Genomic DNA, 26,734 nt, shown 5'->3' on the forward strand with positions numbered 1-26,734 from the left:
TTGAGGGACAGCGCGTGGGGCAACCGCAGAACAGGCCTCATGTCACGTGCTGTACGTCAGAAACAGGGCGACCCAAGCCAGCGCGCCAACCTCGAAGGGCGCGCACGAAGGCGCGAGCTAGAGGCCCGGCACGCGTTTTTACGTCTGCTGATTACTGTTCAGCTAAGGAGAGGACGGGGCTTGCGTCAAGAAAACGTGAATGGCGTGGTAAAGGCTCGTTTATCAATGCAACTGTTTGATTTTTGGAATGTTTGAAGTTGGTATATCGATAATGGTGATTTACCGTTCCCGCGCTATGCCGAATCGTTGCTAGCGTCGGTGTTTTCTGGGTGTTCAACGGTAGAGTTGTAGCGTCTATGGGATCGAGCACCGCCTTCGCGGCGCATCGCGGATGAATCCGCTCCTACAGAACCCCCATCGGCCTCAAGCCTTGCGCCAAGGCAGGCAACCATGGCCTGAAAGGTGCGGCACGTTGCAACAGATGTAGGAGCGGATTCATCCGCGATGCGCCGCGAAAGCGGCGCTCGATCTCCGGGGCGCTGCAAGGCCATCCCCAGGCACCTGGCCGCCACCACTCATTCCTCTTCACGTTGCAACGCCATCAGCAGCAACGACCGCCCCTTGACCTCGAACACCGTCTCGAACTGCAGGTGCTGCGGCTTGCGCATCTCCGGTCGGTCGGTGTCCACCAGGCAGCTCCAGTAGTCGCCCTCCGGCACCGTCGGCAGCGTGAACGGCACCACGTCGTGGTAGGCATTGACGATCAGCAGCAACGTCGCCTCGGCGCCGGGCCGGGCGATGCCGCTGACCTGGGCGCGGCCGTCCATCAGCATGCCCAGGCAGCGCCCGTGCGGGTCTTCCCACTGCTCGACGGTCATCTCCTCGCCGTCGGGGGCGAGCCAGGTCACGTCCTTGACGCCGATCGCCTCGTTGTAGTCGCCGACCAGGAAGCGCGAGCGGCGCAGGATCGGGTAGGCCAGGCGCAGCCGGGTCAGGCGCTTGACGAAGGCCAGCAGGTCCTTGCCGTCCTGGTCCAGGTCCCAGTTCACCCAGCCGATCTCGCTGTCCTGGCAGTAGGCGTTGTTGTTGCCGTGCTGGGTACGGCTGAATTCGTCGCCGGCGACGATCATCGGCGTGCCCTGGGCCAGCAGAAGGGTGGCGAAGAAGTTGCGCATCTGGCGCATGCGCAGGGCGTTGACCTGCGGGTCGTCGGTGGGGCCTTCCACGCCGCAGTTCCACGACAGGTTGTTGTTGGTGCCGTCCTGGTTGTTCTCGTCGTTGTCCTCGTTGTGTTTCTCGTTGTACGAGACCAGGTCGCGCAGGGTGAAACCGTCGTGGGCGGTGACGAAGTTGACCGAGGCGTAGGGGCGCCGGCCGCGGTTGTTGAACAGGTCGCCCGAGGCGGTCATGCGTGCGGCGAAGTCGGCGAGCATGCCTTCGTCGCCCTTCCAGAAACTGCGCACGGTGTCGCGGAAGCGGTCGTTCCACTCCGCCCAGCCGGGGGCGAAGTTGCCCACCTGGTAGCCGCCAGGGCCGCAGTCCCAGGGCTCGGCGATCAGCTTGACCTGGCTGAGCATCGGGTCCTGGCGGCAGGCAACGAGGAAACCATGGCGCTCGCTGTAGCCGTCGTGGTAACGCCCGAGAATGGTCGCCAGGTCGAAGCGGAAGCCGTCCACGTGCATTTCGCCGGCCCAGTAGCGCAGCGAGTCGGTGACCAGTTGCAGCACGCAGGGGTGGCTCAGGTCGAGGGTGTTGCCGGTGCCGGAGTCGTTGATGTAGAAGCGTTTGTCGTCGGGCATCAGGCGGTAGTACGAAGCGTTGTCGATGCCGCGCATCGACAGCGTCGGGCCGCGCTCGTTGCCTTCGGCGGTGTGGTTGTAGACCACGTCGAGGATCACCTCGAGCCCAGCGTCGTGCAGGTGCGCGACCATCTCCTTGAACTCGGCGATCTTGCCGCTGGCCAGGTAGCGCGGGTGGGGGGCGAAAAAGGCGATGCTGTTGTAGCCCCAGTAGTTGTTCAGGCCCTTGTCCAGCAGGTGCTGGTCGTTGACGAAGGCGTGGATCGGCAGCAGCTCGATGCTCGACACGCCAAGCGCCTTGATGTGCCCGAGCAGCTCGTCGTTGGCAAGGCCGGCGAAGGTGCCGCGCAAGTCCTCCGGTACCGCGGGGTGGCGCATGCTGATGCCGCGGGCGTGGGCCTCGTAGAGGATCGTGCGCTCCCAGGGGATCTGTACGAGCTGGTCGCGGCCCCAGGTGAAGGCCGGGTCGATCACCTTGCACTTGGGCACGAAGGGCGCACTGTCGCGCTCGTCGAACGACAGGTCGCCGTGGGGGTGGCCGATGGTGTAGCCGAACAGCGCCTCGGACCATTTCAGCGTGCCCACCAGCTGCTTGGCGTAGGGGTCGATCAGCAGCTTGTTGGGGTTGAAGCGATGGCCGTTGGCCGGGTCGTACGGGCCGTGCACGCGGTAGCCGTAGACCAGGCCGGGGTGGGCGTCCGGCAGGTAGCCGTGGTAGATCTCGTCGGTGTACTCGGGCAGCTCGATGCGCTCGAGCTCGTGCTCGCCGGTCGAGTCGAACAGGCACAGTTCGACCTTGCTGGCGTTGGCCGAGAACAGGGCGAAGTTGACCCCCAGGCCATCCCAGGTGGCGCCGAGCGGGAAGGGCAGGCCTTCGCGGATGCGCGACGGGGCGACGGAGCGGGTTTTCTTCGGGGCGCGGGGGCTCATGGCAGTCCTCATGGTGCGGGGGAATGCTTGGGTGGCAATGCTGGCCTCTTCGCGGGTTTACCCGCGAAGAGGCCGGTGCAGCTTTCAGCCCGCCGCGGGCTTTTTCACCGCCCGTGGTTTCTTGGCAACAGTGGGTTTCTCCACGGGCGTCACCTTGGGCTTGGCCACCGCCTTCTTGCGCGGCGCGGCTTTAGGCGCCAACGACTCGGCCTCGGCGAGCTTGCGCGCCATGTCCCAATGGCGGACCTCCTGGCCGGCCGGCTTACCCTCCGACTCCCAGATCTGATAAGCGAATTCGCGAATACGTTTTTCATCGACACTCATCACGACACTCCTGAATGCAGTTAGGCATGATCAATCAACACATTGACCGGAAACTCCGCCAGTACGGTGCTCAACAACAGCTCCCTTGAAGGGGTGACCGCGGCACCGGCGAAAAGTCCCGAACAGTTGGCAGGCGACAAGGCGAACGGCAAGGTCAGCCGGGTATCGTCCCAGTTCTGCGCCGGGATCAAGGGTGTCGAGGTGTTGCCCAGCAGGGCGCTGGCCAGCCTCGGTACGACGATGACAGCGCGCTCGCCCTCGCCCAGGCGGGCGAAGGCGAGCACCTTGTCAGCATGGCGCCCGCGTACGGTGAGCGGCAGGTAGGCGCCACGCTGGAACAGCTCGGGGTGGGCCTGGCGGCAATCCAGTACCCGTGCGAGCAACGCCTGCTTGATGCGACCGTCGCGCCAGTGGGCGAGCAGCTCGGCCGCTGGCGCGCTGTCGTCCAGGCTGGCCCGCCTTGCCGCGTAGTCCACCGGGCGGCGGTTGTCCGGGTCGACCAGCGACTGGTCCCAGTACTCGTTGCCCTGGTACAGGTCGGGCACGCCGGGCGTGGTCATGCGCAACAGGCACTGGGCCAGGCCATTGAGGGCGCCGGGGCAGTCGAGACGGCGCGCGGCGTCGTGCAGGGACTGGCGCAGTTGCTGGTTCTCGTCGTCCAGCAACAGGCCGTCGACATACTCGGCGCAGGCCTGTTCATAGGCTTCGTTGGGCGCCGCCCAACTGCTGCGCAACTTGGCTTCGCGCAGCGCCTTGCGTTGCCACTGGCGAATGCGTTCGGCAAAGGCGCGCAGGGCAACGGCATCGTGCAGGTCTAGGTCCAGTGGCCAACTGCCGAGCAGGGTCTGGTACAGCATCAGCTCATCGCCCGGGCTGGGCGCGACGCCATCGTCCAGCATGGCGCGCAAGGGCGTTGCCAGCTCGCGCCAGTGTTCGCAGCGGCTGGCCAGCCAGGGCCCGCGCTCGCTGAGCACCGCCAGGCGGGCGCGGCAGTCTTCGCCACGCTTGTGGTCGTGGGTGGCGGTGGCCAAAAGGTTGTCGGGGAAGTCGCGCAGGCGGCGTTGTGCCTCGTTGTGGAACCAGGCGGGATCGGCGCTGAAGCGTTCGGCGTCGAAGCCGACATCGTTGCGCGACAGCAGGCGGCCAGAGCGGTAGAACGCGGTGTCCTCCACTGCCTTGGCGGCGCTGGGCGCGGTCAACTGCTGAAAGCGCACGCAGGCGTGGCGCCGGTGCTTGCGTGGTTGGCCGGGTGGTAGCTGGCGCCAGGGCTGGCCACCGAGCCATTGCTCCAGGTGGTCGAGCAACGGCCAGTCGGCTTCACCCAGTGACAATCGCGCCCCGGCCAGCGCTTGCTGGAAGAACGCTTCGTCCTCGGTTGGCCGGCCACCGGCATGGACGTAGGTGCGGTACACCGGATAGTGCTCGACCAGGGCTTGCAATGCGCGGCGGATGGCCCCCAGGGTGAGGTCGCGGGTCATCAGGTCGTCGCGGGCCACCTGCAGCAGGGCCTGGGCCACCGACTCGCAGTCGCCGGCCAAGCTGGCGTTGAGCACCAGGTGACGGGCTTGGCGCACTTCGTCCGGGAAGTCGGGGCGTTCGCTGATATCGCGCCACAGGTCGCTCAAGGGGGCTTCGCCGGCGGGGTCGTGCTGCAACAGCGATACCTGGTTCATGAATTCGTAGCCGGTGGTGCCATCTGTGAGCCAGTCACGGTGCAGGTGTTCGCCCGGCCCGAGGATCTTCTCCACGTAGATCGGGAAATGCTCGACGGCGGCCGGCATGGGCCGCTTGGCCAGCAACCGCTCGACGCGCCGTCGCAGGTTGCGGCAGTAGCGGCGTGGGTCGGCGAGGCCGTCGATATGGTCGATGCGCAGGCCATCCACCAACCCCTGTTCGATCAGCGCGAACAACTTGGCGTGGGTCGCCTCGAACACTTCCGGGCGTTCCACCCGCAGGCCGCCCAGTTCATTGATGTCGAAGAAGCGTCGCCAGTTGATGTCGTCGGCGGCGGTGCGCCAGCTGGCCAGGCGATAGACCTGGCGTTCGAGCAGCCGGTGCAGGCGCTGGAAGCCCGCCGCATCGCGGCTGTCGAAGGCGGCGAGAGCGCCGTCGAGGCGTGCTCCGGCAGCAGCCAGGCGCGCCAGCTCACGGTGCAGGGGCTGGGCGTCGAACAGCGGCTCGGCGGCTTCGTGCAGGGCGCTGAAACGTTGGGCCAGGGCGTGCAGGCGAGGGTCCTCGGCCTGGCCGAGGATGCGCCCGTAGTCCAGCGGGCAGATCGGGAAGCGGTGTTGATGGTGGGCGACCTCGAACAGGCCCTGGTCCGTGTCGAACGTCAGCGGGATCTCGCCATCACGCAAGGCCACGCCGTAGTCGCTGCCGAGGAAGGGCAGCAACAGTTGCCCGGCCAGCAGCGGGTCGCTGGAGTGCCACTGGATATCGAAGAACGTCGCGTACGGGCTGCGCCGTCCCCAGGCCAGCAGGCTCTGCCACCAGGGGTTGTCGGCGCCGCCCACGGCCATGTGGTTGGACACCGTGTCGAGGATCAGCCCCATGCCATGCTGGCGCAGGGCGGCCACCAGGCGCTCCAGCGCCGCCTCGCCTCCCAGTTCGGGGTTGACCCGGGTCGGGTCGACCACGTCATAGCCGTGGCGCGAGCCTGCGCGGGCGGTGAGGATCGGCGAGGCATAGACATGGCTGATGCCGAGCCGGGCGAAATAGGGCACCAGCGGCACCGCGTCATCGAGGGTGAAGTCGCTGTGCAGTTGCAGGCGCAGGGTCGCGGTCAGCGCCTTCACCGGTCACGCTCCCAGGCTTGCTCGCGGGCCTGGGCCAGCAGCTCCAGGCGGCGGGCGGCGTCCTCGTCGTCGAGCAGGTCGCGCACCGGTGTCCTGAAGCGTCGCCGCCAGTTGGGGTGGCCCTCGGTGGTGCCGGGCAGGTTGGGTTGCTCATCGCAGCCCAGCAGGTCTTCCAGGGGCACCAGCACCAGCGGGGCGCGGGTATGGCCGACGTAGCGAATAGCAGCGTCGATCAGCGCGCTGTCGTCCGCCTGTGGGCCGTAGTTCTGCTCCAGGGTGCGGCGCAGGCCGTCGCGCTCCAGCGCTCGGGTATGGCGCCAGTGCAGTTCTGCGGCGGCCTCGATCAGCTTCAGGCGGTGGCTCCAGTCGATATCGCGGCCCGCCAGCCAACCGGCCAGGGGCGCGAGGTCGTGGGTGCCGGTGGTGCCCAGGGCGTTGTCGGGCCAGTCGAGGATGGGGGTGAAGTGCCCGGGCGCGGCCTGCTCGAAGGGCAGCACGCGCATGCCCAGCACGGCCTTGTCGGCCAGGCGTTCACGCAGGCCTTCGGGCACGGTGCCGAGGTCTTCGCCGAGGATGATCGCCTGGTGGCGCACCGACTCCAGGGCCAGCAGGCGCAGCAGGTCGTCCAGCGGGTAGTTCAGGTAGGCACCTTCGCGGGGTGTGGCGCCACGCGGGACCAGCCACAACCGGCGCAGCCCCATCACATGGTCGATGCGCAGGCCGCCGGCATGGGCCAGGTTGGCCCGCAGCATCTCGATGAAGGCGCGGTAGCCGTTGCGCCTGAGGCCCTCGGGCGAGAACGCGCAGATGCCCCAGTCCTGCCCGGCGCGGTTGAGGATATCCGGGGGCGCACCGACCTTGAGGCCGGCGAGCAGTTCGTCCTGACGGCTCCAGGCCTGGCTGCCGGCGCCGTCGGCGCCCACCGCCAGGTCGGCGATCAGGCCGATGGCCATGCCATTGCCGCGCGCGGCGTCCTGGGCCCGTTGCAGGCTGCGTTCGGTCAGCCACTGGCAGAAGGCATGGAACTCCACGCGGGCGGGGTAGGCGTCGGCGAAGGCCTCGACTTCCGGGTGGTAGGGGTCGTGCCAGGCCGCCGGCCAGCTGCGCCAGTCGGCGCCCAGGCCGTGCTCCACGGCGTGGGCCTGCAGCACTTCGAAGCGGCAGTGATGTTCGAGCTGTTCACCGCCGTTGGCGCGGAAACGGTCGAAGTCTTCGCGCAGCGGGTGGTTGCCCTGGCTGAAGTCGTGGTAAAGCGCTTCGAGCAGGCGCAGGCGGGCATCGGCGGCCCGTGGCCAGTCGACCAGCGGACGTTGCTCCAGGTCTTCGAGTGTCTGCTCCAGGCCGCAGGCTTCGATCGCCATGCGCACGGCGCGCTCGCCCAGCAGGGCGGCGGGGCTGGCGTACAGGGTGTTGAGCAACAGGCGGCTGGAGGGCGAGTAGGGGCTGTAGTGCTGCTGGTCGACGACCGACAACGCGTGGGTCGGGCTGATCGCCAGGGCATCGGCGCCGCGTTCGGCGGCGCTGCGGGCCAGTTGCTCCAGGGCCAGGCAGTCGCCGTAGCCGCCATCACCGGGGCGGCGCAGGCTGTACAGCTGCACCGCCAGGCCCCAGCAGCGGGGTGGCGCTTGCTCCACGCGGTCTTGCAGGGCATGGCAGCGCGAAGGCGCCACCGCCACGATGAAGGTTCGACCGTCGATGTCCAGTTGGTGGTAACCCAGCGGCAGTTCACCCGGCAGGCGAGCCTGGGCGTCCAGTTGCAGTGTTTGCTGGCTGCCGTCCTCCAGGGTGCATCGCACCGTGCTGCCAGCACTGAAGTAGCGTTGCAGGTCGAGCGGCTGGCCGCTGTCGACGGTGAGCAGCGGTGGCAGGTGTTCGCTATCTTCGGCCTGCTCGACGGCGCGCAGGCTGGCATCGATGGCTGCGCGGTCGTGGGCCGGGTGACCCAGGCCTTGTAGCACCTGGCGCAACGCATCGTCGCTGACCTGCTGCGGGCGGTTGTTGGCGTCGATCCAGTCTCGGGCCAGGCCAACACGGGCGGCCAGGCGATGGAGGGGCTGTTCGCTCATGGCGTCTCCTGGTCGGGGGGCAGCAGGCTGACCACGCAACTGTGTGCGGCCAGCGTCGAGTCGGGATGGGCGTTGTCGCTGCTGTCGTACAGGCGCCGCTCCAGGGGCGGCAGTTGCACCGGTTGTGGCAGCGTGTCGAGGTTGAGGTCGATGCGCAGCACGTGGCCATCACCCAGGCGCCAGCGCGCGGTCAGTGCCTTGTCGCCCAGCACCTCGGTGCCCAGGGCGCGGGTGCCGGGCAGGTGCGGGATGATGTGGCGCCTGCGCAGGTCGAGCAGTTGCTGATACAGGCCGTGCCAGCCGGCCAGCACTTCCTTGTGGTGCAGCCGGGAGGTTTCGAAGGTGGTTTCGGCATTGGGGTCGGGGATTCGTTCGCGCTGCCGCAGGTCGGTGAAGGCGCTGAAATGGGCGAACTCACCGCGCCGGCCTTCGCGCACGGCGTCGGCCAGTTCATCGTGGAAGTCGGTGAAGAACAGGAACGGCTCGCGGCTGCCGTCGTCGTCGCCCATGAACAGCAATGGGATCATCGGCGCCAGCAGTAACAATGCAGTGGCGGCACGCAAGGCTTGGGGCGGGCAGAGGCGGGTCAGGCGCTCGCCCATTGCGCGGTTGCCGACCTGGTCGTGGTTCTGCAGGAACAGCACGAACGCACTGGGCGCCAGGTGCCCGCTGGGCTCGCCCCGTGGCACACCATGGCGATCGGGCTGGCCCTGGAATGCGAAGCCTTCGGTGAGGCTGCGGGCCAGTTGCTCGATGGGGCGTTTCGCGTAGTCGGCGTAGTAGCCTTCGATTTCGCCGGTCAGCAGCACGTGCAGGGCATTGTGGCCGTCGTCGTTCCACTGGGCGTCGAAGCCTTGCTGCAGCAGCGAGGCCTGGTTGTGCTCGTTTTCCAGCACCAGCCAGACCTGGCGCCCCGGCTCGACGGCACCGCGCACCCGCTGTGCCAGCTCGACCAGGAAATCCGGCTGGTCGATGGCGTGCACGGCGTCCAGGCGCAGCCCGTCGCAGCGGTAGTCGCACAGCCACATCAGCGCATTCTGGATGAAGTATTCGCGCACCTCGGGCCGGCGGAAATCGATGGCCGCGCCCCAGGGCGTTTGCCGGTCTTCGCGAAAGAACGGGCGGGCATAGCGGTGCAGGTAGTTGCCGTCGGGCCCGAAGTGGTTGTAGACCACGTCCACCAGCACCATCAGGCCGTGGCCATGGGCGGCGTCGACCAGCGCGCAGAATTCCAGTGGCGTGCCGTAGCTGTGTTGAGGCGCGAAGGGCAGCACGCCGTCATAGCCCCAGTTGCGCTCGCCCGGGAACTGCCCCAGGGGCATCAGCTCGATGGCGCTGATGCCGAGCGCGGCCAGGCGTGGCAATACCTCGGCGACACCGGGATAACCGCCGAGCAGGCCGACGTGCAGCTCCTGGATCACCGCCTCGTGCCAGGGCCGCCCCTGCCATGGGTGCTGCCAGGCGTAGCTGCCCAGGTTCACCAGCGCGCTGGGGCCCTGCACACCTTCAGGCTGGTAGCGCGAGGCGGGGTCGGCCACCCGCAGCTCATCGTCGATCTGAAAGTGATAACGATCCCCCACCTGGCAGGCGGTGACCACGCTGTGCCAGCCATCGCCCTCGGCCAGCAGCTCGACGGGCGGCTGCTGCCCGATCATCACGCTCACGCTGCGCGCATCCGGTGCCCAGAGGGCGAAGCGCGCCGACGTGGCGTCCAGCAACTGTGCGCCATGCCTGTGCATCGTGCGCTCCCTGTCTCAGTAGTGGGCGAAATGCGCCTGCTTGACCAGGTCCTCGTATAAACGGGCGTAGGGTTCCACCGCCTGGCACCAGTTGAACGGCTGGGTCATCGACAGGCAGCGCATGGCGTTGAGCAGGTGCTTCTTGCCGTAGACATAGAAGGCGCGGCCCAGGGCCTCGCGGTAGCTGTCGACGGTGGAGTCGTCGAACAGGAAGCCGGTCACGCCGTTCTCGATGGTGTCGGCCAGCCCGCCGGTGTTGCGCGCCACCGGCAGCGAACCGAAGCGCTGGGCGTACATCTGGCTCAGGCCGCAGGGCTCGTAGCGCGAGGGCATCAGCAGGAAGTCGGAGCCGGCGAACATGCGCCGGGCGTCGGTTTCGTTGAAACCGATGCGCACGCCGATGCGGCCCGGGTGGCGCAGGGCGAGTTCGCGCATGGCCTGTTCTTCTTCCGGCTCGCCGCGGCCGATGATCGCCAGTTGGCCGCCTTGCTCGACGATGTAGTCGGCCACGCCCAGGGTCAGGTCCAGGCCTTTCTGGTAGACCAGCCGCGACACCACCGCGAACAGCGGCCCCTCGGACGGTTCCAGTTCGAACAGCTCGCGCACCTGCTGGGCGTTGCGCGCCTTGCCGGCCCAGTCATTGATGCTGAAGTTGTGGTGCAGGTGCTGGTCGGTGGCCGAGTCCCAGCTCTCGTCGATACCGTTGGGGATGCCGCCGAGCAGGCCTTGCTGGGCCTTGCTGGCGAGGAAACCGTCCAGCCCGCAGCCGAATTCGGGCGTGGTGATCTCCCGGGCGTAGGTGGCGCTGACCGTGGTGATGTGGCTGGAGTAGGCCAGCCCCGCCTTGAGGAACGACAGCTTGCCGTAGAACTCCATGCCTTCCTGCTGCATGGCGTGGTCCGGGATCGCCAGCTCCGGGCTGCAACCACGGCTGTACACACCCTGGTAGGCGAGGTTGTGGATGGTGAACAGGGTCGGCGTGCTCAGCCCGCGCCAGTGCATGTAGGCCGGAGCCAGGCCAGCCGGCCAGTCGTGGGCGTGCACCAGGTCCGGGCGCCAGTGGGCCATGCCTTCGCCGGCGGCGATCTCGGCCGCGGCCAGGCCCAGGCGGGCGAAGCGGATATGGTTGTCCGGCCAGTCGCGGCCATTGTTGGCGCCGTAGGGGGTGCCGTCGCGCTGGTACAGTTCGGGGCAGATCAGCACGTAGATCACCAGGCCGTCGGCCAGGTCCATGCGCCCGATCTTGCACGGTGGCAGCGCGGCATGGCCGCCCAGCTCGCCGACGATATGGATGGGGTTGTCGCTCTCGACCACCTGGCGGTAGCCGGGGATCAGCACGCGCACGTCGTGCAGGTGCGCCAGGGCCCGGGGCAGGGCTGCGGAGACATCGCCCAGGCCGCCGGTCTTGACCAGGTCGGCGATTTCCGAGGTGACGAACAGGACCTTGCGCTTGTTCGGGTTGTGCTGGCGCTGGGCGCCAGGTGCCTTGGCTGTCGTGGCGAAATCCGGGGTGAGCGGTTCGCGGTTGTCCGGGTTGAATGCGTCTACGTGAGGTTCGACAGCGGCACTGATCATACTTCTCTCCGTCCCATGTGCATTTCAGGTGCGTGGCGTTGGCTCGTTCTGGTTCTCTCTGGTGTTGGTCACTGCATCTTCGTAGTGCGATCCTTGCCCCAAAGCGGTGCGCGCAAGCGCGGCACGTGCGGCATTCCGGCCGAAAGGCGCGTGGACTGGCTGGGGTGGGTTGGCCTGGCGTGAGGAAGTCCCTTTGCGTTGGCCTACTTAGTTCCTGACCTGCCCGTATTTCGGAAAGTTCGACTTTTTTACGTCACTTTTTCCGAGCAATTCGCGGGCCGAAACTGGAGTGTAGGAGACGAACGGGCATTAAAGTGACCCGCTGGTCATTTTTATTGCGGTGATTTTTGCGCAAACGTTGGCGGGTTGTCACAGCATGTGACTGAAGCGCGAGGGGATGGAGAAGGGGCCGCGATGCGGCCCCGGGGTGTCTCAGGTCACGACCTGGTAGCACGGCACATAGGCCGCGCCACCCGGCAGCTTCATTCGATGCTGGTCGACGAACGCCTGCAGCAGGCGCCCCAGCGGGTCGAGGATCGCCGCGTCGCCGCGGATCTGGTAGGGGCCGTGCTCTTCGATCAGGCGGATGCCCTTGTCCTTGACGTTGCCGGCGACGATGCCGGAGAACGCCCGGCGCAGGTTGGCCGCCAGCTCGTGGGGTGGCAGGTCGCGGCGCAGGGCCAGTGCGGCCATGTTCTCGTGGGTCGGGTCGAACGGATGCTGGAAGCCTTCGGCGATCTTCAGCAGCCAGTTGAAGTGGAAGGCATCGTTGCGCTCGCGGCGGAACTGCTTGACCTCCTTCAGCCCCTCGACCATCTGCCGGGCCACTTCGGCCGGGTCGTCGATGATGATCTGGTAGTGACGCTGGGCGGCTTCGCCCAGGGTGGCGCCGACGAAGGCGTGCAGTTGCTGCAGGAACGGCTCGGCGCTGCGCGGGCCGGTGAGGACGACCGGGAACGGCAGGTCGTGGTTGTCCGGGTGCATGAGGATGCCGAGCAGGTAGAGGAATTCCTCGGCGGTGCCGGCGCCGCCAGGGAAGATGATGATGCCGTGGCCGACACGGACGAAGGCCTCCAGGCGCTTCTCGATGTCCGGCAGGATCACCAGCTCGTTGACGATCGGGTTGGGCGCCTCGGCGGCGATGATGCCCGGCTCGGTCAAGCCGAGGTAGCGGCTGCCGTGCATGCGCTGCTTGGCGTGGGCGATGGTGGCGCCCTTCATCGGGCCTTTCATCACGCCCGGGCCGCAACCGGTGCAGACATCCAGCTTGCGCAGGCCCAGCTCGTGGCCGACCTTCTTGGTGTACTGGTATTCCTCGCTGCTGATCGAGTGCCCGCCCCAGCACACCACCATCTTCGGCTCCACGCCCGGGCGCAGGGTGCGGGCGTTGCGCAGCAGGTGGAAGACGTAGTCGGTGAGGCCCTGGGAACTTTCCAGGTCGATGCGCTGGCTGGCCAGCTCACTTTCGGTGTAGACGATGTCGCGCAGGGCGCTGAACAGCATTTCCCGGGTGCTGGCGATCATCTCGCCATCGACGAAGGCGTCGGCCGGCGCGTTGAGCAGCTCGAGGCGCACGCCGCGATCCTGTTGGTGGATGCGCACCTCGAAGTCCTTGTAGGCCTCGAGGATGGTCTTGGCGTTGTCGACATGGGCGCCGGTGTTGAGGATGGCCAGGGCGCACTGGCGGAACAGGGTGTAGAGGCTGCCGGTACCGACTTCGCTCAGTTGCTGGACTTCACGTTGCGACAGCGTCTCCAGGCTGCCCTTGGGGCTGACGGAGGCGTTGATGACATTGCGTTGGGGCATGTAAGTCTTTCCTGTGCGGGTAAAACATCCTTCTTGGACAACACCATACAAGCAAATGTGCGTGGCAACGAGGGGGGCTTGTGAAAACCCGGCAGTTGGTGGGGCACCTGTAGGAGCGGCCTTGTGCCGCGAAAGGGCTGCAGGGCAGCCCCAACAATCATTGCAGCGCCGCCGATATCCGGGGGGTCGCGCTGCGACCCTTTCGCGGCACAAGGCCGCTCCTACACCGACCTAGGCTTGTGCAGGTCGATCTCGAATACATGCCGCAGGTACCCCACGAAATGCTCGTCCCGGCACTGGATCTTGCCCGGGCTATCGGAAATCTTCGCCACCGGCGCGCCATTGCAGGCGGTCATCTTGATCGCCACTCGCACGTAACTGCCCTTCAGCCCCGCTCAAAGCTCGATACGCCGCTCCATATATGGGAGAGCGGCGGAGGGTATGATAATGGGCAACCACAAGGGCCCTGTCATGCTGACCATCTCCAACAACGTGCATCTACCGGATGCCGAAATAGAACTCACCTACATCCGCGCCCAAGGCGCGGGTGGGCAGAATGTCAACAAGGTGTCCAGCGCCGTGCACCTGCGCTTCGACATCCCGGCCTCGTCGCTGCCCGAGTTCTACAAGGCGCGGCTGCTGGCGCTGCGTGACAGCCGCATCACCGGCGACGGCGTGTTGATCATCAAGGCCCAGCAGTACCGCACCCAGGAGCAGAACCGTGCTGACGCACTGGCGCGTCTTGCCGAGTTGATCATCACGGCCGGCAAGACCGAGAAGAAACGCCGCCCCACCAAGCCGACCCTTGGCTCGAAGACCCGCCGGCTTGAAGGAAAGGCCAGGCGGAGTACTGTCAAGGCGGGGCGGGGTAAGGTGGATTTCTAAGAAAATCCGGTGCATTGAGCAGTTGATTATCGAGAGACGGGCCGTCGCTGCAGATTGAATGCGCCATCCAGCCTCGAATCAGCCAACCTGAAACACATGCCGCAGATACGCCACAAAATTCTCATCCCGACACTGAGTCTTCCCCGGGCTGTCGGAAATCTTCGCCACCGGCGCGCCGTTACAGGCGGTCATCTTGATCACCATGTTCATCGGCTTCACCCCAGAGATATCGCAGGTGAGGTTGGTACCGATACCGAAGCTGACATGGATCCTGCCGTTCAACGCCCGGTACAACTCAAGCATCTTCTGGAAGTCCAACCCATCGGAGAAGACCAGCGTCTTGCCCTTCGGGTCGATCCCCAACCGCTCGTAGTGGGCGATGGCCTTCTCGGCCCAGGCCAACGGATCGCCCGAATCATGGCGCAATCCGTCAAACAGCTTGCCAAAGTACAGGTCGAAATCGCGCATGAATGCATCCATGCCAATACAGTCGGTCAGGGCGATGCCCAACTGCCCCCGATACTCACGCACCCAGCACTCCAGCGCGGCAACCTGGCTGTCGACCAGCCGTGGGCCTAGCTGCTGGTGCGCCATGAACCATTCGTGGGCCATGGTGCCGATAGGCTTGAGCTGGTACTCGCGGGCCAGGTGCACGTTGCTGGTGCCGACGAAACGCCCCGGGAAGTCGCGCTTGAGGATGTGCACCACTTCTTCCTGCACCCGGTAGGAGAAGCGCCGGCGGGTGCCGAAGTCGGCCAGTTGCAGGCCGGCCAGCTCATCCGTGCTGGCTTCGGCTTTGAGCCAGTCGAGCTTCTGGTACAGGCGCTCGCCCACCTGCTCGATCACCACGTCGCGATAGCGGTAGCGGTTGCGCACCTCGGAGATGATCGCCAGCAGCGGGATCTCGAACAGGATCACGTGCAACCAAGGCCCGCGTATGCGGATCGCCAGTTGCCCGGCGTCGTCGAGGCCGACCTGGACATAGCGCAGGTTGAAGCGGAACAGGCTGAGGAAGCGGATGAAGTCAGGCTTGATGAACGGGATCTTCTCCAGGTACGCCAGCTGGTCGAGGGTCACCGAGACATCGGCCAGTTGCTCGACCTGGTAGCGGATCTCGGCGAGGTAGGGCGCCAGGTCCTCGTCGTTGCGGCAGCGGAACTCCCACTCCACCTCGGCGTTGGGGTAGTTGTGCAGCACCGCCTGCATCATGGTGATCTTGTAGAAGTCGGTGTCCAGCAGGTTCTGGACGATCCGTGGGCCAAATACGCTGTCGGTCATGGGCGGGCTTCCTGCAGCAGGGTGAGTCGGGTGTCGAGTGCGGCTTCGTCGGCGCAGAGGTGGATGCCGGCGGCGCCCATCGCTGCGCAGGCGGCGTTGGCGCCCTCGGCGCTCAGGGCACGGCAGGCCGGAAGGTACAGCAGCACCTCGAAGCCGGCCCGGCGCAGTTGCAGGGCGGTGGTGCGCACGCAGTAGTCCAGGGCCAGGCCGCCGACGATGATCGCCTGCACCTGTTGCACCTTGAGGTATTCGATCACGCCGGTGGAGCGGCGCTCGGCCAGGTCGTGGTAGCAGGCGCCGTAGGGGTGCAGGTCGGGCTCGACGCCTTTCCAGACGAAATAGTCGTAGTCGATGGGCGCGGGCAGGCCGGGCAGCAGCTCGAAGCCTGGGGTGCCGGGCACGCAGTGGCTCACCCAGGTCAGGTCGGCATTGGTCAGCGCCAGCGGTTGCAGCATCTGCTCCGGCTCGGCCACGACCCAGGCGGCGTTGGCCGGGTGGGCGTCCTTGCTGCCCAGGCGCAAGGTGGCGCGGCGGGCCATGAGGTTGAGCGCGGGGGCGATCTGCTCGCCGCCAGGCACCGGCAGTTCCTGCGGGGCGTTGGCGGTAAAGCCGTTCTGCGCGTCGACATCGAAACTGGCGATTTTCATCGAAGGCGTCTCCTCTGCTGGAATGCCGATATAATTCACCTGGTGTATTAAGTGTGTCAAGTAGGAAATACCGACTGATTGGTACTTGAACGATTTATTCGCTCTGGTGGAATATATGGCGATCTTGGAGGGGAGCCTTGCCGTGAGCACAGCAGAAGTCCTGGCCAGCGTGGATATCGTCGCGCTGCGCCTGTCACCGCACACCCAGCGCCTGCAGGTGCTGCTTCATCAGCGCGAGCGCGAGCCCCATGCCGGGCAGTGGGCCTTGCCGGGGGTGATCGTCAACGGGCGCACGCCGGACAACAGCCTCGACGCGGCCGCCGAGCGGGCCTTGGCCGAAAAGGCACGGGTGGTGCCGCGCCACCTTGAGCAGGTGGGGACCGAGGGCAATGCCTTCCGTGACCCGCGGGGTTGGTCGCTGAGCACCTATTACCTCGCGTTGCTCGATCCGGCTGTCGAGGTGGAGGAGGGGGCGCTGGCGTTCTTCGACCTGGACAGCCTGCTGACGCGCAAGGTGCTGCTGCCATTCGATCACCGGCTGCTGGTCGAGCGGGCCTGCGAGCGCCTGGCGAGCAAGTCGGTGTACACCAGCTTGCCGCTGTACCTTGTCGCAGAATGCTTCACCGTGGTCGATGCCCTGGCAGCGGCGCAGGCGTGCCTGGGTCAGTCGATCAACAACACCTCGTTGCGCAAGCGCCTCGAGCGCATGAAAGCCGCAGGCTGGGTGGAGGACACTGGCGAGAAGCACCAGCCCAGGCTGGGGCGCCCGCAGCAGTTGTACCGGCATACGCCGCAAGGGGCAGGCGCCTTCGTGTTCGACCGCAGCCTGCTGGCGGCGGGCTGAGGTTACCGGGGGCCGCCTGTGCCGCGTGCGCGCAGGGCCTTCGCCACCTCGGCCTCGATTGTGTAGGCCGGCCCCTCCAGCTCCTGCGAATTATGGGTGTAGCGCTGGGCGAAGGTCTCGACCCCCAGTTCCTGGTACTGCTGCACATGCTTGAGCTCATGGGCCCACAGCGCCACGTTGTCCTCGGCGTCGCCGGGGCGACGGAAGATGACCGTGTCGATCAGGGTCACCGCGTTCACATCGGGGTTCTGCAGCAATGCATTGGCCGCGCTGATCTGCTGTTCGTCGCCGACCCGGTAGCGCGCGGCGTCGAGCACGGCGAAGTCGTACCAGGGTTCGAGCTGGGCGCGAATGTGCAAGGGGATGGGTTGGGTGCCATTGGCCGTGGCTTCATCCCGCGCCTGGCGCAGGGCGAAGGCCAGGCTGGTGGCGGCCACGCGCTCGATGTCCTGCAACACCTGGCCACCCTGGCCGGGGTCGATCGGCGCGCAGAAGCACACCACCAGGCACACCTGGTATTGCCCGACGGGGCAGCTGTTCTCGGCGAACGCCGGCAGGGCCAGCAACAAGCCGAGCAGGGCACTAGCAATCCTCATCGAGCACCTTGTCGACCAATGTGCGGCTGGATTGCAGTACCTGCTCCTGGACATCTTCACTGGCCAGCATGCGCCCGACCACCAGCGCGCCAACGCACTGGCTGATCAAGGCCCAGGCCAGTTGCGGGTCTTGCAGTGTGCTGCTCCACGCATCGTGCAGCGCCACCAGCCAGTGTTCGGCCTCTTCACGCACCGGCCGTTCGGCGCGGGCGATCTCCACGCCCAGGGGCGGCAGTGGGCAGCCGCCTTCGGCATTGTGCAGGTGGGCGAGGCTCAGGTACTGGTCGAGGCAACGCTTCAGGCGCCCGTGATCGGTCCCGTGAATGGCTTGCCGCCCGAACGGGCTGTTGGACAGCTCACGGCGAACCACCTCGGTGAACAGGTCATCCTTGGACGGGAAGTGGTTGTAGAACGCGCCGCCGGTCAGGCCGATGGCCTTCATCAGCCCGGCCACCCCGGTGCTGGCGAAACCGCCGCGCTTGGCCAGCGCGCCACTGCTGGCCAGCAGTTTCTCGCGGGTCTGTTGCTTGTGTTCGAGGGAGTAGCGCATCCGGAAACCTCATGGCGCTGGCTTGACGTTCGGCTGATCGTAGCATAGCGTTCGTTTACTAAACGATCATTCATCAATGGAGAGGTCCATGGCAGAACAACAAAAAGTCGTGCTGGTGATCGGGGCGGGCGATGCCACCGGGGGCGAGATCGCCAAGCGCTTCGCCCGCGAGGGCTATATCGCCTGCGTCACCCGGCGCCAGGCCGAGAAGCTGCAGCCGTTGGTGGACGAGATCCGCGCCGCAGGCGGGCAGGCCCATGGCTTTGGTTCCGATGCGCGCAAGGAAGAGGAGGTGGCCGAGCTGGTCGAGACCATCGAACGCGATATCGGCCCGATCGAAGCGTTCGTCTTCAATATCGGCGCCAATGTGCCCTGTAGCGTCCTTGAAGAGACACCGCGCAAGTACTTCAAGATCTGGGAGATGGCCTGTTTCGCGGGCTTCCTCACCGCCCAGGCAGTGGCTCGACGCATGGTGACCCGCGAGCGCGGCACCATCCTCTTCACCGGCGCCACCGCCGGCACCCGTGGCGCGGCCGGTTTTGCCGCTTTCGCCGGGGCCAAGCACGCCTTGCGCGCCCTGGCCCAGAGCATGGCCCGTGAGCTGGGGCCGCGGAATGTCCATGTCGCCCATGTGGTGGTCGATGGCGCCATCGACACCGCCTTTATCCGTGACACCTTCCCCGAACGCTACGCCCTCAAGGACCAGGACGGCATCCTCGCCCCGGCGCATATCGCCGACAGCTACTGGTTCCTGCACACTCAGCCGCGGGACGCCTGGACCTTCGAGTTGGACCTGCGCCCCTGGATGGAACGCTGGTAACCCCTCACTCACACAAGGATCGCCGTATGAGCAAGACCGTCGAGTTCTATTTTGACCTGGGCAGCCCGGCCACCTACCTCGGCTGGACCCAGTTGCCCGCCCTCTGCGCCCGCCAGGATGCGCAACTGGTGTACCGGCCGATGCTGCTGGGTGGGGTGTTCCAGGCTACCGGTAATGCCTCGCCGGTGATGGTGCCGGCCAAGGGTAAGTACATGTTCACCGACCTCCAGCGTTTCGCCGACCGTTATGGCGTGCCGTTCGGCCTGCCACCGGGGTTTCCGGTGAACACGCTGACCCTGATGAGGGGGGTGATCGGCACCCAGTTGCAGGCGCCGGCGCGGTTCGAGGCGTTGCTGAAAACGTTGTTCGAGGGGTTGTGGGTGCACAGGCGCAACCTGTCGGATCCGGTCGTGCTGGCTGGCACCCTGGCGCAGGGTGGGTTCGATGCAGAGGCTTTCTTGGCACTGGCTGGACAGCCTGAGGTCAAGGAGGCACTCAAGCAGGCGACAGAGAAGGCGGTGGGCCGGGGCGTATTCGGGGCGCCGACCTGCTTTGTCGGTGAGCAGATGTTCTTTGGCCAGGACCGGCTGGATTTCGTCGAGGAGGCGTTGATCGGGTAGGCGCGGCTTCAGCCACGATGCAGGCAACATGGTGCCTGGCACCCGCTTCGCGGGTGATCGCGGCTGAAGCCGCTCCTACAGAGGCCTTGCCGAATCAATGGGGACGGGGTCGAGCAATTGCTCGAGCCGGCCACGCTCCCAGATGCTCAGGTGATCGACCGGGTTGGTGCCATAGCGGTGCCACTGCTCAAGACCAGCCTGGCGGCCGTCGGGGCTCTGGCACCCGGTGCAGCAGGCCAGGCCTTCGCCGTCCAGTATCAGGCTCAGCGACCAGCCGTCGATACGCACTTCGATTTGCCCATCGGGCAGGCGGGCAACAATGTCCAGCGCCATGCTGCCCAGGGCGGCATCACGCAGGCATTGCCAGGCTTCCCGGCTGCTGACGCTGGGCATCGCGCTGTCAGAAGTTAGCCGGGGTGTTGGCGCTGATGATTTCCGCTTCGTCCGGGCCGATGTTCTTGAAACTGTGCGGCAGCGTGGTGGGGATGTAGTAGCCATCGCCGGCGTTGAGCACGCTGACCTGGCCGTCGACCCACAGCTCCATGGTGCCCCGGGTAACCAGGCCGCATTCCTCGCCTTCCGAATGCACGATCGGCTCGCCGGAGTCGGCGCCGGGGGCATACAGCTCGCGCAGCATGCGCATCTGCCGGCCTTCGACACTGGCGCCGACCAGCAGCATGCGCAGGCCGTTGCGGCCCAGGTCAGGCTGTTCGCCGCCACGGAACACGAAGCGCTCCTCGCGCACCGGCTCGTCGAAGCTGAAGAACTCCGCCAGGGACATGGGGATGCCCTCGAGCAGCTTTTTCAGGGAACTGACCGAAGGGCTGACGCGGTTCTGCTCGATCTGCGAGATCGTCGAGTTGGTCAGGCCGCTGCGGCGGGCCAGCTCCCGTTGGGAGAGGTTGTTGCGTTCACGCACCAGCTTGAGTCGTGTCCCCGTGTCCATAGCCGCCTTGTTTGCAGAGGTGTCAAAAATAATGGGCGACGCATTAAAACACACTCTGCAGGCTTGCGCGCTGTGCGTGTCAGTGGCGCTGGTCGGCAGGCGCGGGCCACAGGCCGACCACCAGCAACAGCAGGCCGATGGCCAGGAACGGCAACCGCGCATCGAGGGCATAGACCAGGGTGCCGGCCAGGGGGCCGATCACCGCGCCCATGCCCTGGGCGGCACCGATGGAGCCTGCGGTAGCGCCTTGTTCGCCGGCCTGCATGGCGTTGGCCGCCAGCGCGGAGAACGCCGGGAAGACGAAGCCCATGCCGAACGCGGCGACGAAGAACGCGGCCCACAACCAGGGCGCCTGGGTGGCCAGCGCTGCGGCGGCAAAGCCCAGCCCGGAAATGCTCGCGCCGATGCGGATCATCTTCGCCGGCGGCCATTCGAGCCGACGCAGGAACACCTGGGCCAACATCAGGGCCACGCCCACGCAGGTCAAGGCGACACCTGCGGCCTGGGCGGCATCCCCGGCCTCCAGTTGCAGGCGGTCGAGGGCGAAGAAACCGACGGCGATCTGCGACACGGTGATGCTGAGCATGGCGCTGAAGGCCACCAGCAATGGACGGCGCAGGCGTGGGTCGGACAGCCGCACCGGATTGGGCGCATGGGCCTGGGGCAGTGGTTGGGGCTTGAGCTTGAACAGCAGCACCACGAACGCCGTGGCCGGCAGCAGCGACATTGCATAAAACGGCAGGCTCAGGCTGTAGCGCGACAGCAGCGCGGCCAACGCCGGGCCCACCACCAGGCCGACCGCATTGGCCGCGCCCAGCGAGGCCATTGCCCGCGCCCGGTGCTGGGGCTGGACATGGTCGGCGATCAGCGCGTTGCCGCCCACCGGCAGCGCGGCATAGAAGGCGCCGATCATGCCGCGGGCCAGCATCAGGCCGAAGAACGCCAGGGTCGCGCCCGGCAGCCAGCGCAGCGCACCGTCGATGAACAGGCACAGCACCCAGTAGGCCAGGGTGAAGCCGCCGCTGCCCAGCAGCAGTACCCGGCGCCGGCCATAGCGGTCGGCCAGGCGCCCCCAGGGCCGCGCCAGGATCACCCAGACCACGCCGGCCACGGTCACCGCCGCGCCGGCTTGCCAGGTGGCCATGCCCAGCAGGCGGGCAATGGGACCGATCAGGGCGACGAAGGCCATCATCGACATGGTGCAGGCCATGTTGACCAGCATCAGCGGGCGCAGGTCGAGGGTGCTGGCGGGGGTGAGTGAAGCAGGGTCCTTTGCGACGTTCATCGGGCAGTCCAGGGGCAGTTCGGCAAAAAAGATGCCGATGGTATTAATAATTATTTACATGTGTCGACCCCGAGGACATGCCGGTGCTCATTCGCTCCGGCGCAACGGGCCTGGCCACATGCTACGCAACACGCCGTCACGGCGCACCAGCGCATGCATCAGCGCCGCACCCAGGTGCAGCAGTATCGTGGCGAACAGCAGGTAGCCGGCCCAGCCATGGGCCTGGCGCAATACGGCATACAGCCGCAGGTCGTGGGGCGCGATGGCCGGTAGCTGCAGGGGGCGAGGATAGCCGCCAGCCGACAGCATCGCCCAGCCCAGCAGCGGCATGGCCAGCATCAAGGTGTACAGCAGCAGGTGCGAAGCCCCGGCGGCCAGGCGCTGCGCCCGGGGCAGCTCGTGGGGCAGCGGCGGATGGGGCAGGGCCAGGCGCAAGGCGATACGCAGCATCACCAATGTCAGCAAGGCCAGGCCGGTAGCCTTGTGCAGCTCGACCAACAAGGGATGCCGGGGTGACAGGTCGCCGACCATGGCCACGCCAATGAACAGCATGGCCAGGATCAGTGCGGCCATCAGCCAGTGCAGCAGCCGGGCCAGGGGGTGGAAGGCAACAGGGGTCATGGGCGGGCTCCTTCGTTCAGCGTTTCGTGGCTACGGCGGTTGAACGACACCGAATAGGCGGCCGAGCGAGCGGCGAGGATCGGGTCGTCGGAGGGTTCGATCCCTCGGGGCAGGATCAGCGGGTCGAAGTTGAGGTCACGGCAGGCGCCTTGTTCCGGGCCATCGACCTGCTCCAGGACCAAGGTGCCGGCATCGACACTGCGACGTTCGGCAGGCCATGGACTTGCCGGGTCGTCCACCGGGTCACCAGGCTCGGCGAGGGTCAGGCGCAGTGTCCAGCGCAATGGCCCCTGGGCCAGGCGTTGTTGCAGGTCGTGCTGGAGGAATTGCTTGTCGTCGACCTGGGCGGGCAGGGCGGTGAAGGGCGTTTCGGGTTGCAGTGACCAGCGTACCGGGTGGGGCTGGCCGTGGGCGTCGATCAGGCGAAACGCATTGATGCTGTTGTAGGCGGTGCTGGCGAAACTGTCACTCGCCCGGTAGCTGGCCGCCCACTGGCGGAACGCCGCGCTTTCCGGGTGGGCGGCGAAGAATGCTTGCAGCCTGGCGGGGTCGGGTTTGCCGGTGGCCGGGTCCGGCGTGGCAGCCAGCACCTGTTCGTAGAAGCCTTCGGGCGTGCTCACCGCCAGCACCGGCGGGTTGTTCATGCCGGTGCGCCAGACCTGCCCGTCGTCGCTGTTCAGCTGGATCGCCAGGCTGCGTACCGGCACGGCGGTGTCGGGCGCGAACGGGTTGGCGCCACCAATGGCGAAGCGCCCGATCACCGGGACCTTCTGCTGGCTGAAGACCCTCGCGGTGGAAAGCTGTGCGGCCTGGCCGCTGCCTTGGAAATAGCCACTGACGCACAGGCCCTTGGCGTGGTTCTTCCGATAGCCTGGGTGGTGGCCGGCCTGGGCCTCGAAGGTGTCGATGATGCGCTGGGGGGTAAGCCTTGGTGCGCCGATCCAGCCGGCGGCATAGGCGAAGCCCGCACCGAGCGCTGCCAGGGTAGCGCCGATGGCGGCCAGGCGCAGGGCCTTGGCCCGGCCGTTGACGGGGGTCTGCATGTTGGAGTGTCCGCTGCTGGGGAATGAAACGGTACGACGTGGGAGCTGGAGATTTATTCCGGTATAGGCGTTCGCCCGTTCGAGGTGTTCGACGGTAATTTTGCTGCGCCGGCGGGATCGAGCACCGCTCACGCGGCGCATCGCGGATGAATCCGCTCCTACAGAGCTTGTCAGGCGGGGTGTCTGTAGGAGCGGATTTATCCGCGATGGCCTCGCACAAACCTTCAAAGGACACAGGGAATAAATTTCGTCTTGCGCCGTCTGCCTCTTACACTGACTGCCCAGCGGGGCCCGGAACCTGACCATGCACGAACTGGACGATCAACAGTGGCGCGAGCTGCTGCAACGCCTGCGCCGCTTCGCCCTGTGGCTGACCCGCGAGCCCGGCAGCGCCGACGACCTGGTCCAGGCCACCGTTGAACGCGCCCTGAGCCGCGGCAGCCAACAGCGCGCAGTGGACAGCCTGCGCCCCTGGCTGTTCACCATCCTCTATCGGTTGTTTCTCGACGGTAAGCGTCGCGAGCGCCTGCATGCCCGTTGGCTGGCCTGGTTCGGCCGTGGCCAGGCGGACGAGCCGCTGGGGGCAGACACCGAGAGCATCGTGCTGGCCCAGGCCGACCTGCAGACCTTCGCCAGGCTGTCGGCCGAGCAACGTGCATTGCTGCTGCTGGTCAGCGTCGAAGGCCTGAGTTACAAGGAGGCCGCCGAAGCGCTCGGCATTCCCATCGGCACGGTGATGTCGCGCCTGTCGCGGGCGCGGGCCGCCCTGCGTGAATTGACCGAGGGCAAGCCCACGCCCCCGGCCTTGCGGAGACTCAAATGACCCACCTGATCCCCACCGAGCACGAACTGCACGCCTATGTCGACGAGCGCCTGGACCCGCAGCGACGGGCCGAAGTGCAGGCCTGGCTGGCGGCCAATCCGCAGGAGGCGGCACGCATCGAAGCCTGGCGCGAGGATGCCCGGCGCCTGCGTGCGGCATTGGCCGGTTTTGGCGAGCGCCCCAGCGATCCGGCCCTCGACCTGGGCCCGTTGCGCCAACGCCTGCGTCAGCGTCGGCGGCGGCAGTTGGCCTCGGCGGCGGTCCTGCTGATCGCCGTCGGCCTGGGCGGGCTGGGCGGCTGGCAGGCGCGGGAGGTGACGTTGTTGGCGGGTAGCCTGCCGATGGCCGACGCGGTCCAGGCCCACCGGATGTTCGTCGACGCCACCGCGCTGGATATCCAGGCCAGCGACCCGGTTCAAATGCAAGCCTGGCTGGGCCGCCATTTCAACCGTGTCGGCCAACTGCCGAACCTGGCCGGGTATGGCTTCCAGCCGGTCGGCGCGCGCCTGTTGAGCAACGAAGCGGGGCCGGCGGCGTTGCTGGTGTTCCAGGACCGCGACGGGCAACGCATCAGCCTGTTCCTGCGCTCGCCGGGCGAGCACTTCGAGCGTATGCCCACGGGCCAGCGCACCGAGGGGCAGCTCCAGGCGCGCTACTGGTCCCATGGCGACTACAACTTTGCCTTGGTCAGCGCCGCCGACGATGCCCGTGGCGAGCCGGTGCGCCAGGCGCTGGGCGTCAGCCTGTAAGTAGTTCGAGCAGGCGCTGGCGGGCCAACAAGCCGTCGCCGGCGCGCCAGGCCAAGTACAGGGGCAAGGGCGCTGCGACATCTCGTAGCGGTCGAAAGCACACGCCCGGTTGGGCATTGGCCAGGGCTGCCGACTCTGGCAACAGGGCCACGCCAAAGCCGCAGGCGACCAGGCTGGCGACCGTTTGCAATTGCGCGGCCTCCTGCACGATCCGAGGCCTGAAGCCTGCGTCGAGGCACAGGTCGAGCAGGTGCTGGTGATAGCGGCTGCCGAGGCTTCTGGGGGTGAACACGAAAGGCTCTTCGGCGAAGTCGGCCAAAGCAACGCGGGATTCATTGGCACGCGGATGGTCGTCCGGCAAGGCCAGCAGCAACGCCTCTTCGTGCCACAGACTGCGTTGCAGGCGTTCGTCGAGCTCCGGGACATCGCGCAGCACGGCCAGGTCCAGTCGCTCATCGAGCAGCATCCGCGCCAGCTGTGCCGAACTCGCCTGTTGCAGGTTCAGCTCGACGTCCGGCCATTGCTGGCGAAAGCGTTTCAGGCCGTCGAGCAACTGCGGGTGGCCGGCCAAGGCCAGGCTGCCGATGCGCAGGGCGCCCGCCTGGCCTTGAGCGATACGACGTGCTTGCTGTACCCCCAGTTCCAGCCCTTGCAGGGTAGCGCGGGCGGTGTCCAGCAATTGCGTGCCCGCCGGGGTCAGCCTGACCCCGCGCGAGTGGCGCTGGAACAGGATGAACCCCAGGCGCTGTTCGAGCCGGGCGATCGCCTGGCTCAGCGGTGGTTGGGCCATGTGCAGGCGTTCGGCGGCGCGGTGGAAATGCAGCTCTTCGGCAACGGCGACGAACTGGCGCAGCAGGCGGGTTTCGATCACGGCAGGCGTCCTTGGCAAGCGGCGATATCGGCGCGATATCAATGACCATGGCCAATAGTATTCAACTTTGCCTCACTCGCTGGATAGGCTCGTGGCTGGACAAGGAGAGCCTGATGCAGCAAGCAAAGACCGTTCTGATCACCGGTGGTGCCCGTGGCCTGGGCCTGGCCGCCGCGCGTGCGCTGGCCGAAAGCGGGGCGCGGGTGATGATCACCGATCTGGGTACCGACAACCAGGGGCGTGGTAGCGACCCGCTGGTGGTGGCCGCTGCGGCGGCGGAGCTACGCGCCCTGGGCCTTCAGGTCGAAGGCTTGTGCCGCGACCTGACCGACGAAGCCCAGTGTCGAGATCTGATTGAGGCCTGCGTGGCATGCTTTGGTGGCCTGGATGTGCTGATCCACAACGCCGGGTGGGTGGATTACCAGATGGTCGAGCAGACCACCGAAGATTTCCTCGGGCGTGCATTAGGCATCAATGTGCAGGCACCGCTGTGGCTGTGCAAGCATGCCTGGCCGTACCTCAAGCAGTCGCCTGCGCCGCGGATCGTGCTGGGCACCTCTGACCGTGCCATGTATCGATGTCATGCTCGGCCAGGGCTGGCGGCCTACTCGGCAGGGAAGATGGCACAACTGGGGCTGATGAATGCGCTGGCCGCCGAGGGAGCCCCCCACGGCATTCTGGTCAACGCGCTGTCGCCGGTGGCGCGCACGCGGATGTGGGGCGAACAGGGCGAGCCGGAAGACCTCAGGCCTGAGTGGGTGGCGCCGGGGTTCGTGTTCCTGGCCTCGGCTGCCTGCAAGATCAGCGGGTATGTGTTGCGGGCGAGCAATGGGCAGTTTCGTGCCACGCGATTCGAAGAAGGGCCCGACGTGGAATATCCGCGTGACCTGCGTGGCGTGGCAGCGAGGTCGGGGGAAGAACTGGTGGGGCGTTGGGGCGAGATGATGGTGATGGATGCCAGCTGACAAGGGGCCTCACCGCAATCCCGTAGGAGCCAGCCTTGCTGGCGAACACCGGCAAGGCCGGTGCCATTCACCGCGTCGCCTGGTTCGCCGGCAAGCCGGCTCCTACACAATGTGCGCGAACCAGCGCTTCACCGCAGCCCGTAGGAGCCAGCCTTGC

Annotated in this window: 24 protein-coding genes and 1 pseudogene; 7 read left to right on the plus strand and 18 right to left on the minus strand. The window is 66.7% G+C overall.

Annotated features, from left to right (window positions below; all coding sequences use genetic code 11):
* Positions 1-575: 575 nt before the first annotated feature.
* From glgX to NGM28_RS02790, 8 genes and pseudogenes are all read right to left on the minus strand, one after another.
* Entirely contained in the window at positions 576-2,729 is a 2,154-nt protein-coding gene (gene glgX, locus NGM28_RS02755; protein WP_252088608.1) for a glycogen debranching protein GlgX, read from the minus strand.
* Positions 2,730-2,813: 84 nt separating this feature from the next.
* Positions 2,814-3,053, minus strand: a complete 240-nt coding sequence (locus NGM28_RS02760; protein WP_240063239.1) for a DUF2934 domain-containing protein — start codon at positions 3,051-3,053, stop codon at positions 2,814-2,816.
* A gap of 20 nt (positions 3,054-3,073) precedes the next feature.
* A complete protein-coding gene (locus tag NGM28_RS02765) occupies positions 3,074-5,848 on the minus strand; it encodes a malto-oligosyltrehalose synthase (RefSeq protein WP_252088609.1) in 2,775 nt (924 codons plus the stop codon).
* Entirely contained in the window at positions 5,845-7,914 is a 2,070-nt protein-coding gene (gene malQ / locus NGM28_RS02770) for a 4-alpha-glucanotransferase (RefSeq protein WP_252088610.1), read from the minus strand. Before malQ ends, NGM28_RS02765 begins: the two co-directional genes overlap by 4 nt.
* Positions 7,911-9,653, minus strand: a complete 1,743-nt coding sequence (gene treZ, locus NGM28_RS02775; protein ID WP_252088611.1) for a malto-oligosyltrehalose trehalohydrolase — start codon at positions 9,651-9,653, stop codon at positions 7,911-7,913. The genes malQ and treZ overlap by 4 nt, the downstream gene beginning before the upstream one ends.
* Positions 9,654-9,668: 15 nt before the next feature.
* The gene (gene glgA, locus NGM28_RS02780) at positions 9,669-11,228 is read right to left on the minus strand and encodes a glycogen synthase GlgA (protein WP_252088612.1); all 1,560 of its coding nucleotides are present in this window, start codon (positions 11,226-11,228) and stop codon (positions 9,669-9,671) included.
* A gap of 432 nt (positions 11,229-11,660) precedes the next feature.
* Positions 11,661-13,034 carry a nucleotide 5'-monophosphate nucleosidase PpnN gene (gene ppnN, locus NGM28_RS02785; RefSeq protein ID WP_240063244.1) on the minus strand — a complete coding sequence of 458 codons (1,374 nt, stop codon included), beginning with the start codon at positions 13,032-13,034 and terminating at the stop codon, positions 11,661-11,663.
* 221 nt (positions 13,035-13,255) lie between these two features.
* A pseudogene (locus NGM28_RS02790) lies at positions 13,256-13,396 on the minus strand (hypothetical protein); the annotation flags it as partial.
* Positions 13,397-13,505: 109 nt separating this feature from the next.
* On the opposite strand from NGM28_RS02790, the gene arfB reads away from it, so the two are divergent.
* Positions 13,506-13,919: an alternative ribosome rescue aminoacyl-tRNA hydrolase ArfB gene (gene arfB, locus NGM28_RS02795; RefSeq protein ID WP_252088613.1), complete on the plus strand. Its 414-nt coding sequence runs from the start codon at positions 13,506-13,508 to the stop codon at positions 13,917-13,919.
* Positions 13,920-13,997: 78 nt separating this feature from the next.
* On the opposite strand, the gene pncB is transcribed toward arfB, so the two are convergent.
* Together pncB and NGM28_RS02805 are read right to left on the minus strand one after the other, a co-directional pair.
* Positions 13,998-15,197, minus strand: a complete 1,200-nt coding sequence (gene pncB, locus NGM28_RS02800) for a nicotinate phosphoribosyltransferase (protein WP_252088614.1) — start codon at positions 15,195-15,197, stop codon at positions 13,998-14,000.
* Complete coding sequence (locus NGM28_RS02805; RefSeq protein WP_240063251.1) at positions 15,194-15,844, minus strand: nicotinamidase; 651 nt, start codon at positions 15,842-15,844, stop codon at positions 15,194-15,196. Before NGM28_RS02805 ends, pncB begins: the two co-directional genes overlap by 4 nt.
* A gap of 142 nt (positions 15,845-15,986) precedes the next feature.
* Between NGM28_RS02805 and NGM28_RS02810 the strand changes: the two genes are divergently transcribed.
* On the plus strand, positions 15,987-16,688 hold the full coding sequence (locus NGM28_RS02810; protein ID WP_240063252.1) for an NUDIX hydrolase: 702 nt from the start codon (positions 15,987-15,989) through the stop codon (positions 16,686-16,688).
* A gap of 2 nt (positions 16,689-16,690) precedes the next feature.
* On the opposite strand, the gene NGM28_RS02815 is transcribed toward NGM28_RS02810, so the two are convergent.
* Both NGM28_RS02815 and NGM28_RS02820 read right to left on the minus strand, forming a co-directional pair.
* Positions 16,691-17,284, minus strand: a complete 594-nt coding sequence (locus NGM28_RS02815; RefSeq protein WP_252088615.1) for an eCIS core domain-containing protein — start codon at positions 17,282-17,284, stop codon at positions 16,691-16,693.
* Positions 17,271-17,834 carry a TetR/AcrR family transcriptional regulator gene (locus NGM28_RS02820; RefSeq protein ID WP_240063254.1) on the minus strand — a complete coding sequence of 188 codons (564 nt, stop codon included), beginning with the start codon at positions 17,832-17,834 and terminating at the stop codon, positions 17,271-17,273. The genes NGM28_RS02815 and NGM28_RS02820 overlap by 14 nt, the downstream gene beginning before the upstream one ends.
* 88 nt (positions 17,835-17,922) lie before the next feature.
* Between NGM28_RS02820 and NGM28_RS02825 the strand changes: the two genes are divergently transcribed.
* Both NGM28_RS02825 and NGM28_RS02830 read left to right on the plus strand, forming a co-directional pair.
* Positions 17,923-18,654: an SDR family oxidoreductase gene (locus NGM28_RS02825; protein ID WP_240063255.1), complete on the plus strand. Its 732-nt coding sequence runs from the start codon at positions 17,923-17,925 to the stop codon at positions 18,652-18,654.
* Positions 18,655-18,680: 26 nt separating this feature from the next.
* Positions 18,681-19,274 carry a 2-hydroxychromene-2-carboxylate isomerase gene (locus NGM28_RS02830; RefSeq protein ID WP_240063256.1) on the plus strand — a complete coding sequence of 198 codons (594 nt, stop codon included), beginning with the start codon at positions 18,681-18,683 and terminating at the stop codon, positions 19,272-19,274.
* 75 nt (positions 19,275-19,349) lie between these two features.
* Here the strand turns inward: NGM28_RS02830 and NGM28_RS02835 are convergent, their stop codons facing one another.
* The 5 genes from NGM28_RS02835 to NGM28_RS02855 form a co-directional block, all read right to left on the minus strand.
* Positions 19,350-19,667 carry a DUF7693 family protein gene (locus tag NGM28_RS02835; protein WP_240063257.1) on the minus strand — a complete coding sequence of 106 codons (318 nt, stop codon included), beginning with the start codon at positions 19,665-19,667 and terminating at the stop codon, positions 19,350-19,352.
* A gap of 7 nt (positions 19,668-19,674) precedes the next feature.
* The gene (locus NGM28_RS02840; protein ID WP_011533300.1) at positions 19,675-20,220 is read right to left on the minus strand and encodes a cupin domain-containing protein; all 546 of its coding nucleotides are present in this window, start codon (positions 20,218-20,220) and stop codon (positions 19,675-19,677) included.
* 79 nt (positions 20,221-20,299) lie between these two features.
* Entirely contained in the window at positions 20,300-21,505 is a 1,206-nt protein-coding gene (locus tag NGM28_RS02845) for an MFS transporter (RefSeq protein WP_252088616.1), read from the minus strand.
* Between the two features lie 87 nt (positions 21,506-21,592).
* Positions 21,593-22,126, minus strand: a complete 534-nt coding sequence (locus tag NGM28_RS02850) for a cytochrome b (RefSeq protein ID WP_252088617.1) — start codon at positions 22,124-22,126, stop codon at positions 21,593-21,595.
* Positions 22,123-23,169 carry a catalase family peroxidase gene (locus tag NGM28_RS02855; protein ID WP_252088618.1) on the minus strand — a complete coding sequence of 349 codons (1,047 nt, stop codon included), beginning with the start codon at positions 23,167-23,169 and terminating at the stop codon, positions 22,123-22,125. Before NGM28_RS02855 ends, NGM28_RS02850 begins: the two co-directional genes overlap by 4 nt.
* A 304-nt stretch (positions 23,170-23,473) precedes the next feature.
* Here NGM28_RS02855 and NGM28_RS02860 point away from each other — a divergent pair, with 304 nt between their 5' ends.
* The gene (locus NGM28_RS02860; RefSeq protein WP_240063261.1) at positions 23,474-23,992 is read left to right on the plus strand and encodes a sigma-70 family RNA polymerase sigma factor; all 519 of its coding nucleotides are present in this window, start codon (positions 23,474-23,476) and stop codon (positions 23,990-23,992) included.
* Positions 23,989-24,741 (plus strand): anti-sigma factor family protein, encoded by a 753-nt coding sequence (locus tag NGM28_RS02865; protein ID WP_252088619.1) that lies wholly within the window; start codon positions 23,989-23,991, stop codon positions 24,739-24,741. The genes NGM28_RS02860 and NGM28_RS02865 overlap by 4 nt, the downstream gene beginning before the upstream one ends.
* Here NGM28_RS02865 and NGM28_RS02870 read toward each other — a convergent pair.
* Entirely contained in the window at positions 24,731-25,612 is an 882-nt protein-coding gene (locus NGM28_RS02870) for a LysR substrate-binding domain-containing protein (protein ID WP_252088620.1), read from the minus strand. The two genes, NGM28_RS02865 and NGM28_RS02870, sit on opposite strands and share 11 nt — an antisense overlap.
* 113 nt (positions 25,613-25,725) lie before the next feature.
* Between NGM28_RS02870 and NGM28_RS02875 the strand changes: the two genes are divergently transcribed.
* Positions 25,726-26,577: an SDR family NAD(P)-dependent oxidoreductase gene (locus NGM28_RS02875; RefSeq protein ID WP_252088621.1), complete on the plus strand. Its 852-nt coding sequence runs from the start codon at positions 25,726-25,728 to the stop codon at positions 26,575-26,577.
* Positions 26,578-26,734 lie beyond the last annotated feature (157 nt).

Origin of the sequence: Pseudomonas sp. MWU13-3659, from assembly GCF_023757525.1 — a bacterium.
Lineage (GTDB): Bacteria > Pseudomonadota > Gammaproteobacteria > Pseudomonadales > Pseudomonadaceae > Aquipseudomonas > Aquipseudomonas entomophila_E.

What these genes read in the sequence shown, in the direction of transcription:
- glgX (WP_252088608.1), bottom strand. Translation starts at nt 2,729, where the DNA reads ATGAGCCCCCGCGCCCCGAAGAAAACCCGCTCCGTCGCCCCGTCGCGC.
- NGM28_RS02760 (WP_240063239.1), bottom strand. Translation starts at nt 3,053, where the DNA reads ATGAGTGTCGATGAAAAACGTATTCGCGAATTCGCTTATCAGATCTGG.
- malQ (WP_252088610.1), bottom strand. Translation starts at nt 7,914, where the DNA reads ATGAGCGAACAGCCCCTCCATCGCCTGGCCGCCCGTGTTGGCCTGGCC.
- treZ (WP_252088611.1), bottom strand. Translation starts at nt 9,653, where the DNA reads ATGCACAGGCATGGCGCACAGTTGCTGGACGCCACGTCGGCGCGCTTC.
- glgA (WP_252088612.1), bottom strand. Translation starts at nt 11,228, where the DNA reads ATGATCAGTGCCGCTGTCGAACCTCACGTAGACGCATTCAACCCGGAC.
- ppnN (WP_240063244.1), bottom strand. Translation starts at nt 13,034, where the DNA reads ATGCCCCAACGCAATGTCATCAACGCCTCCGTCAGCCCCAAGGGCAGC.
- arfB (WP_252088613.1), top strand. Translation starts at nt 13,506, where the DNA reads ATGCTGACCATCTCCAACAACGTGCATCTACCGGATGCCGAAATAGAA.
- pncB (WP_252088614.1), bottom strand. Translation starts at nt 15,197, where the DNA reads ATGACCGACAGCGTATTTGGCCCACGGATCGTCCAGAACCTGCTGGAC.
- NGM28_RS02805 (WP_240063251.1), bottom strand. Translation starts at nt 15,844, where the DNA reads ATGAAAATCGCCAGTTTCGATGTCGACGCGCAGAACGGCTTTACCGCC.
- NGM28_RS02815 (WP_252088615.1), bottom strand. Translation starts at nt 17,284, where the DNA reads ATGAGGATTGCTAGTGCCCTGCTCGGCTTGTTGCTGGCCCTGCCGGCG.
- NGM28_RS02820 (WP_240063254.1), bottom strand. Translation starts at nt 17,834, where the DNA reads ATGCGCTACTCCCTCGAACACAAGCAACAGACCCGCGAGAAACTGCTG.
- NGM28_RS02825 (WP_240063255.1), top strand. Translation starts at nt 17,923, where the DNA reads ATGGCAGAACAACAAAAAGTCGTGCTGGTGATCGGGGCGGGCGATGCC.
- NGM28_RS02830 (WP_240063256.1), top strand. Translation starts at nt 18,681, where the DNA reads ATGAGCAAGACCGTCGAGTTCTATTTTGACCTGGGCAGCCCGGCCACC.
- NGM28_RS02835 (WP_240063257.1), bottom strand. Translation starts at nt 19,667, where the DNA reads ATGCCCAGCGTCAGCAGCCGGGAAGCCTGGCAATGCCTGCGTGATGCC.
- NGM28_RS02840 (WP_011533300.1), bottom strand. Translation starts at nt 20,220, where the DNA reads ATGGACACGGGGACACGACTCAAGCTGGTGCGTGAACGCAACAACCTC.
- NGM28_RS02845 (WP_252088616.1), bottom strand. Translation starts at nt 21,505, where the DNA reads ATGAACGTCGCAAAGGACCCTGCTTCACTCACCCCCGCCAGCACCCTC.
- NGM28_RS02850 (WP_252088617.1), bottom strand. Translation starts at nt 22,126, where the DNA reads ATGACCCCTGTTGCCTTCCACCCCCTGGCCCGGCTGCTGCACTGGCTG.
- NGM28_RS02855 (WP_252088618.1), bottom strand. Translation starts at nt 23,169, where the DNA reads ATGCAGACCCCCGTCAACGGCCGGGCCAAGGCCCTGCGCCTGGCCGCC.
- NGM28_RS02860 (WP_240063261.1), top strand. Translation starts at nt 23,474, where the DNA reads ATGCACGAACTGGACGATCAACAGTGGCGCGAGCTGCTGCAACGCCTG.
- NGM28_RS02865 (WP_252088619.1), top strand. Translation starts at nt 23,989, where the DNA reads ATGACCCACCTGATCCCCACCGAGCACGAACTGCACGCCTATGTCGAC.
- NGM28_RS02875 (WP_252088621.1), top strand. Translation starts at nt 25,726, where the DNA reads ATGCAGCAAGCAAAGACCGTTCTGATCACCGGTGGTGCCCGTGGCCTG.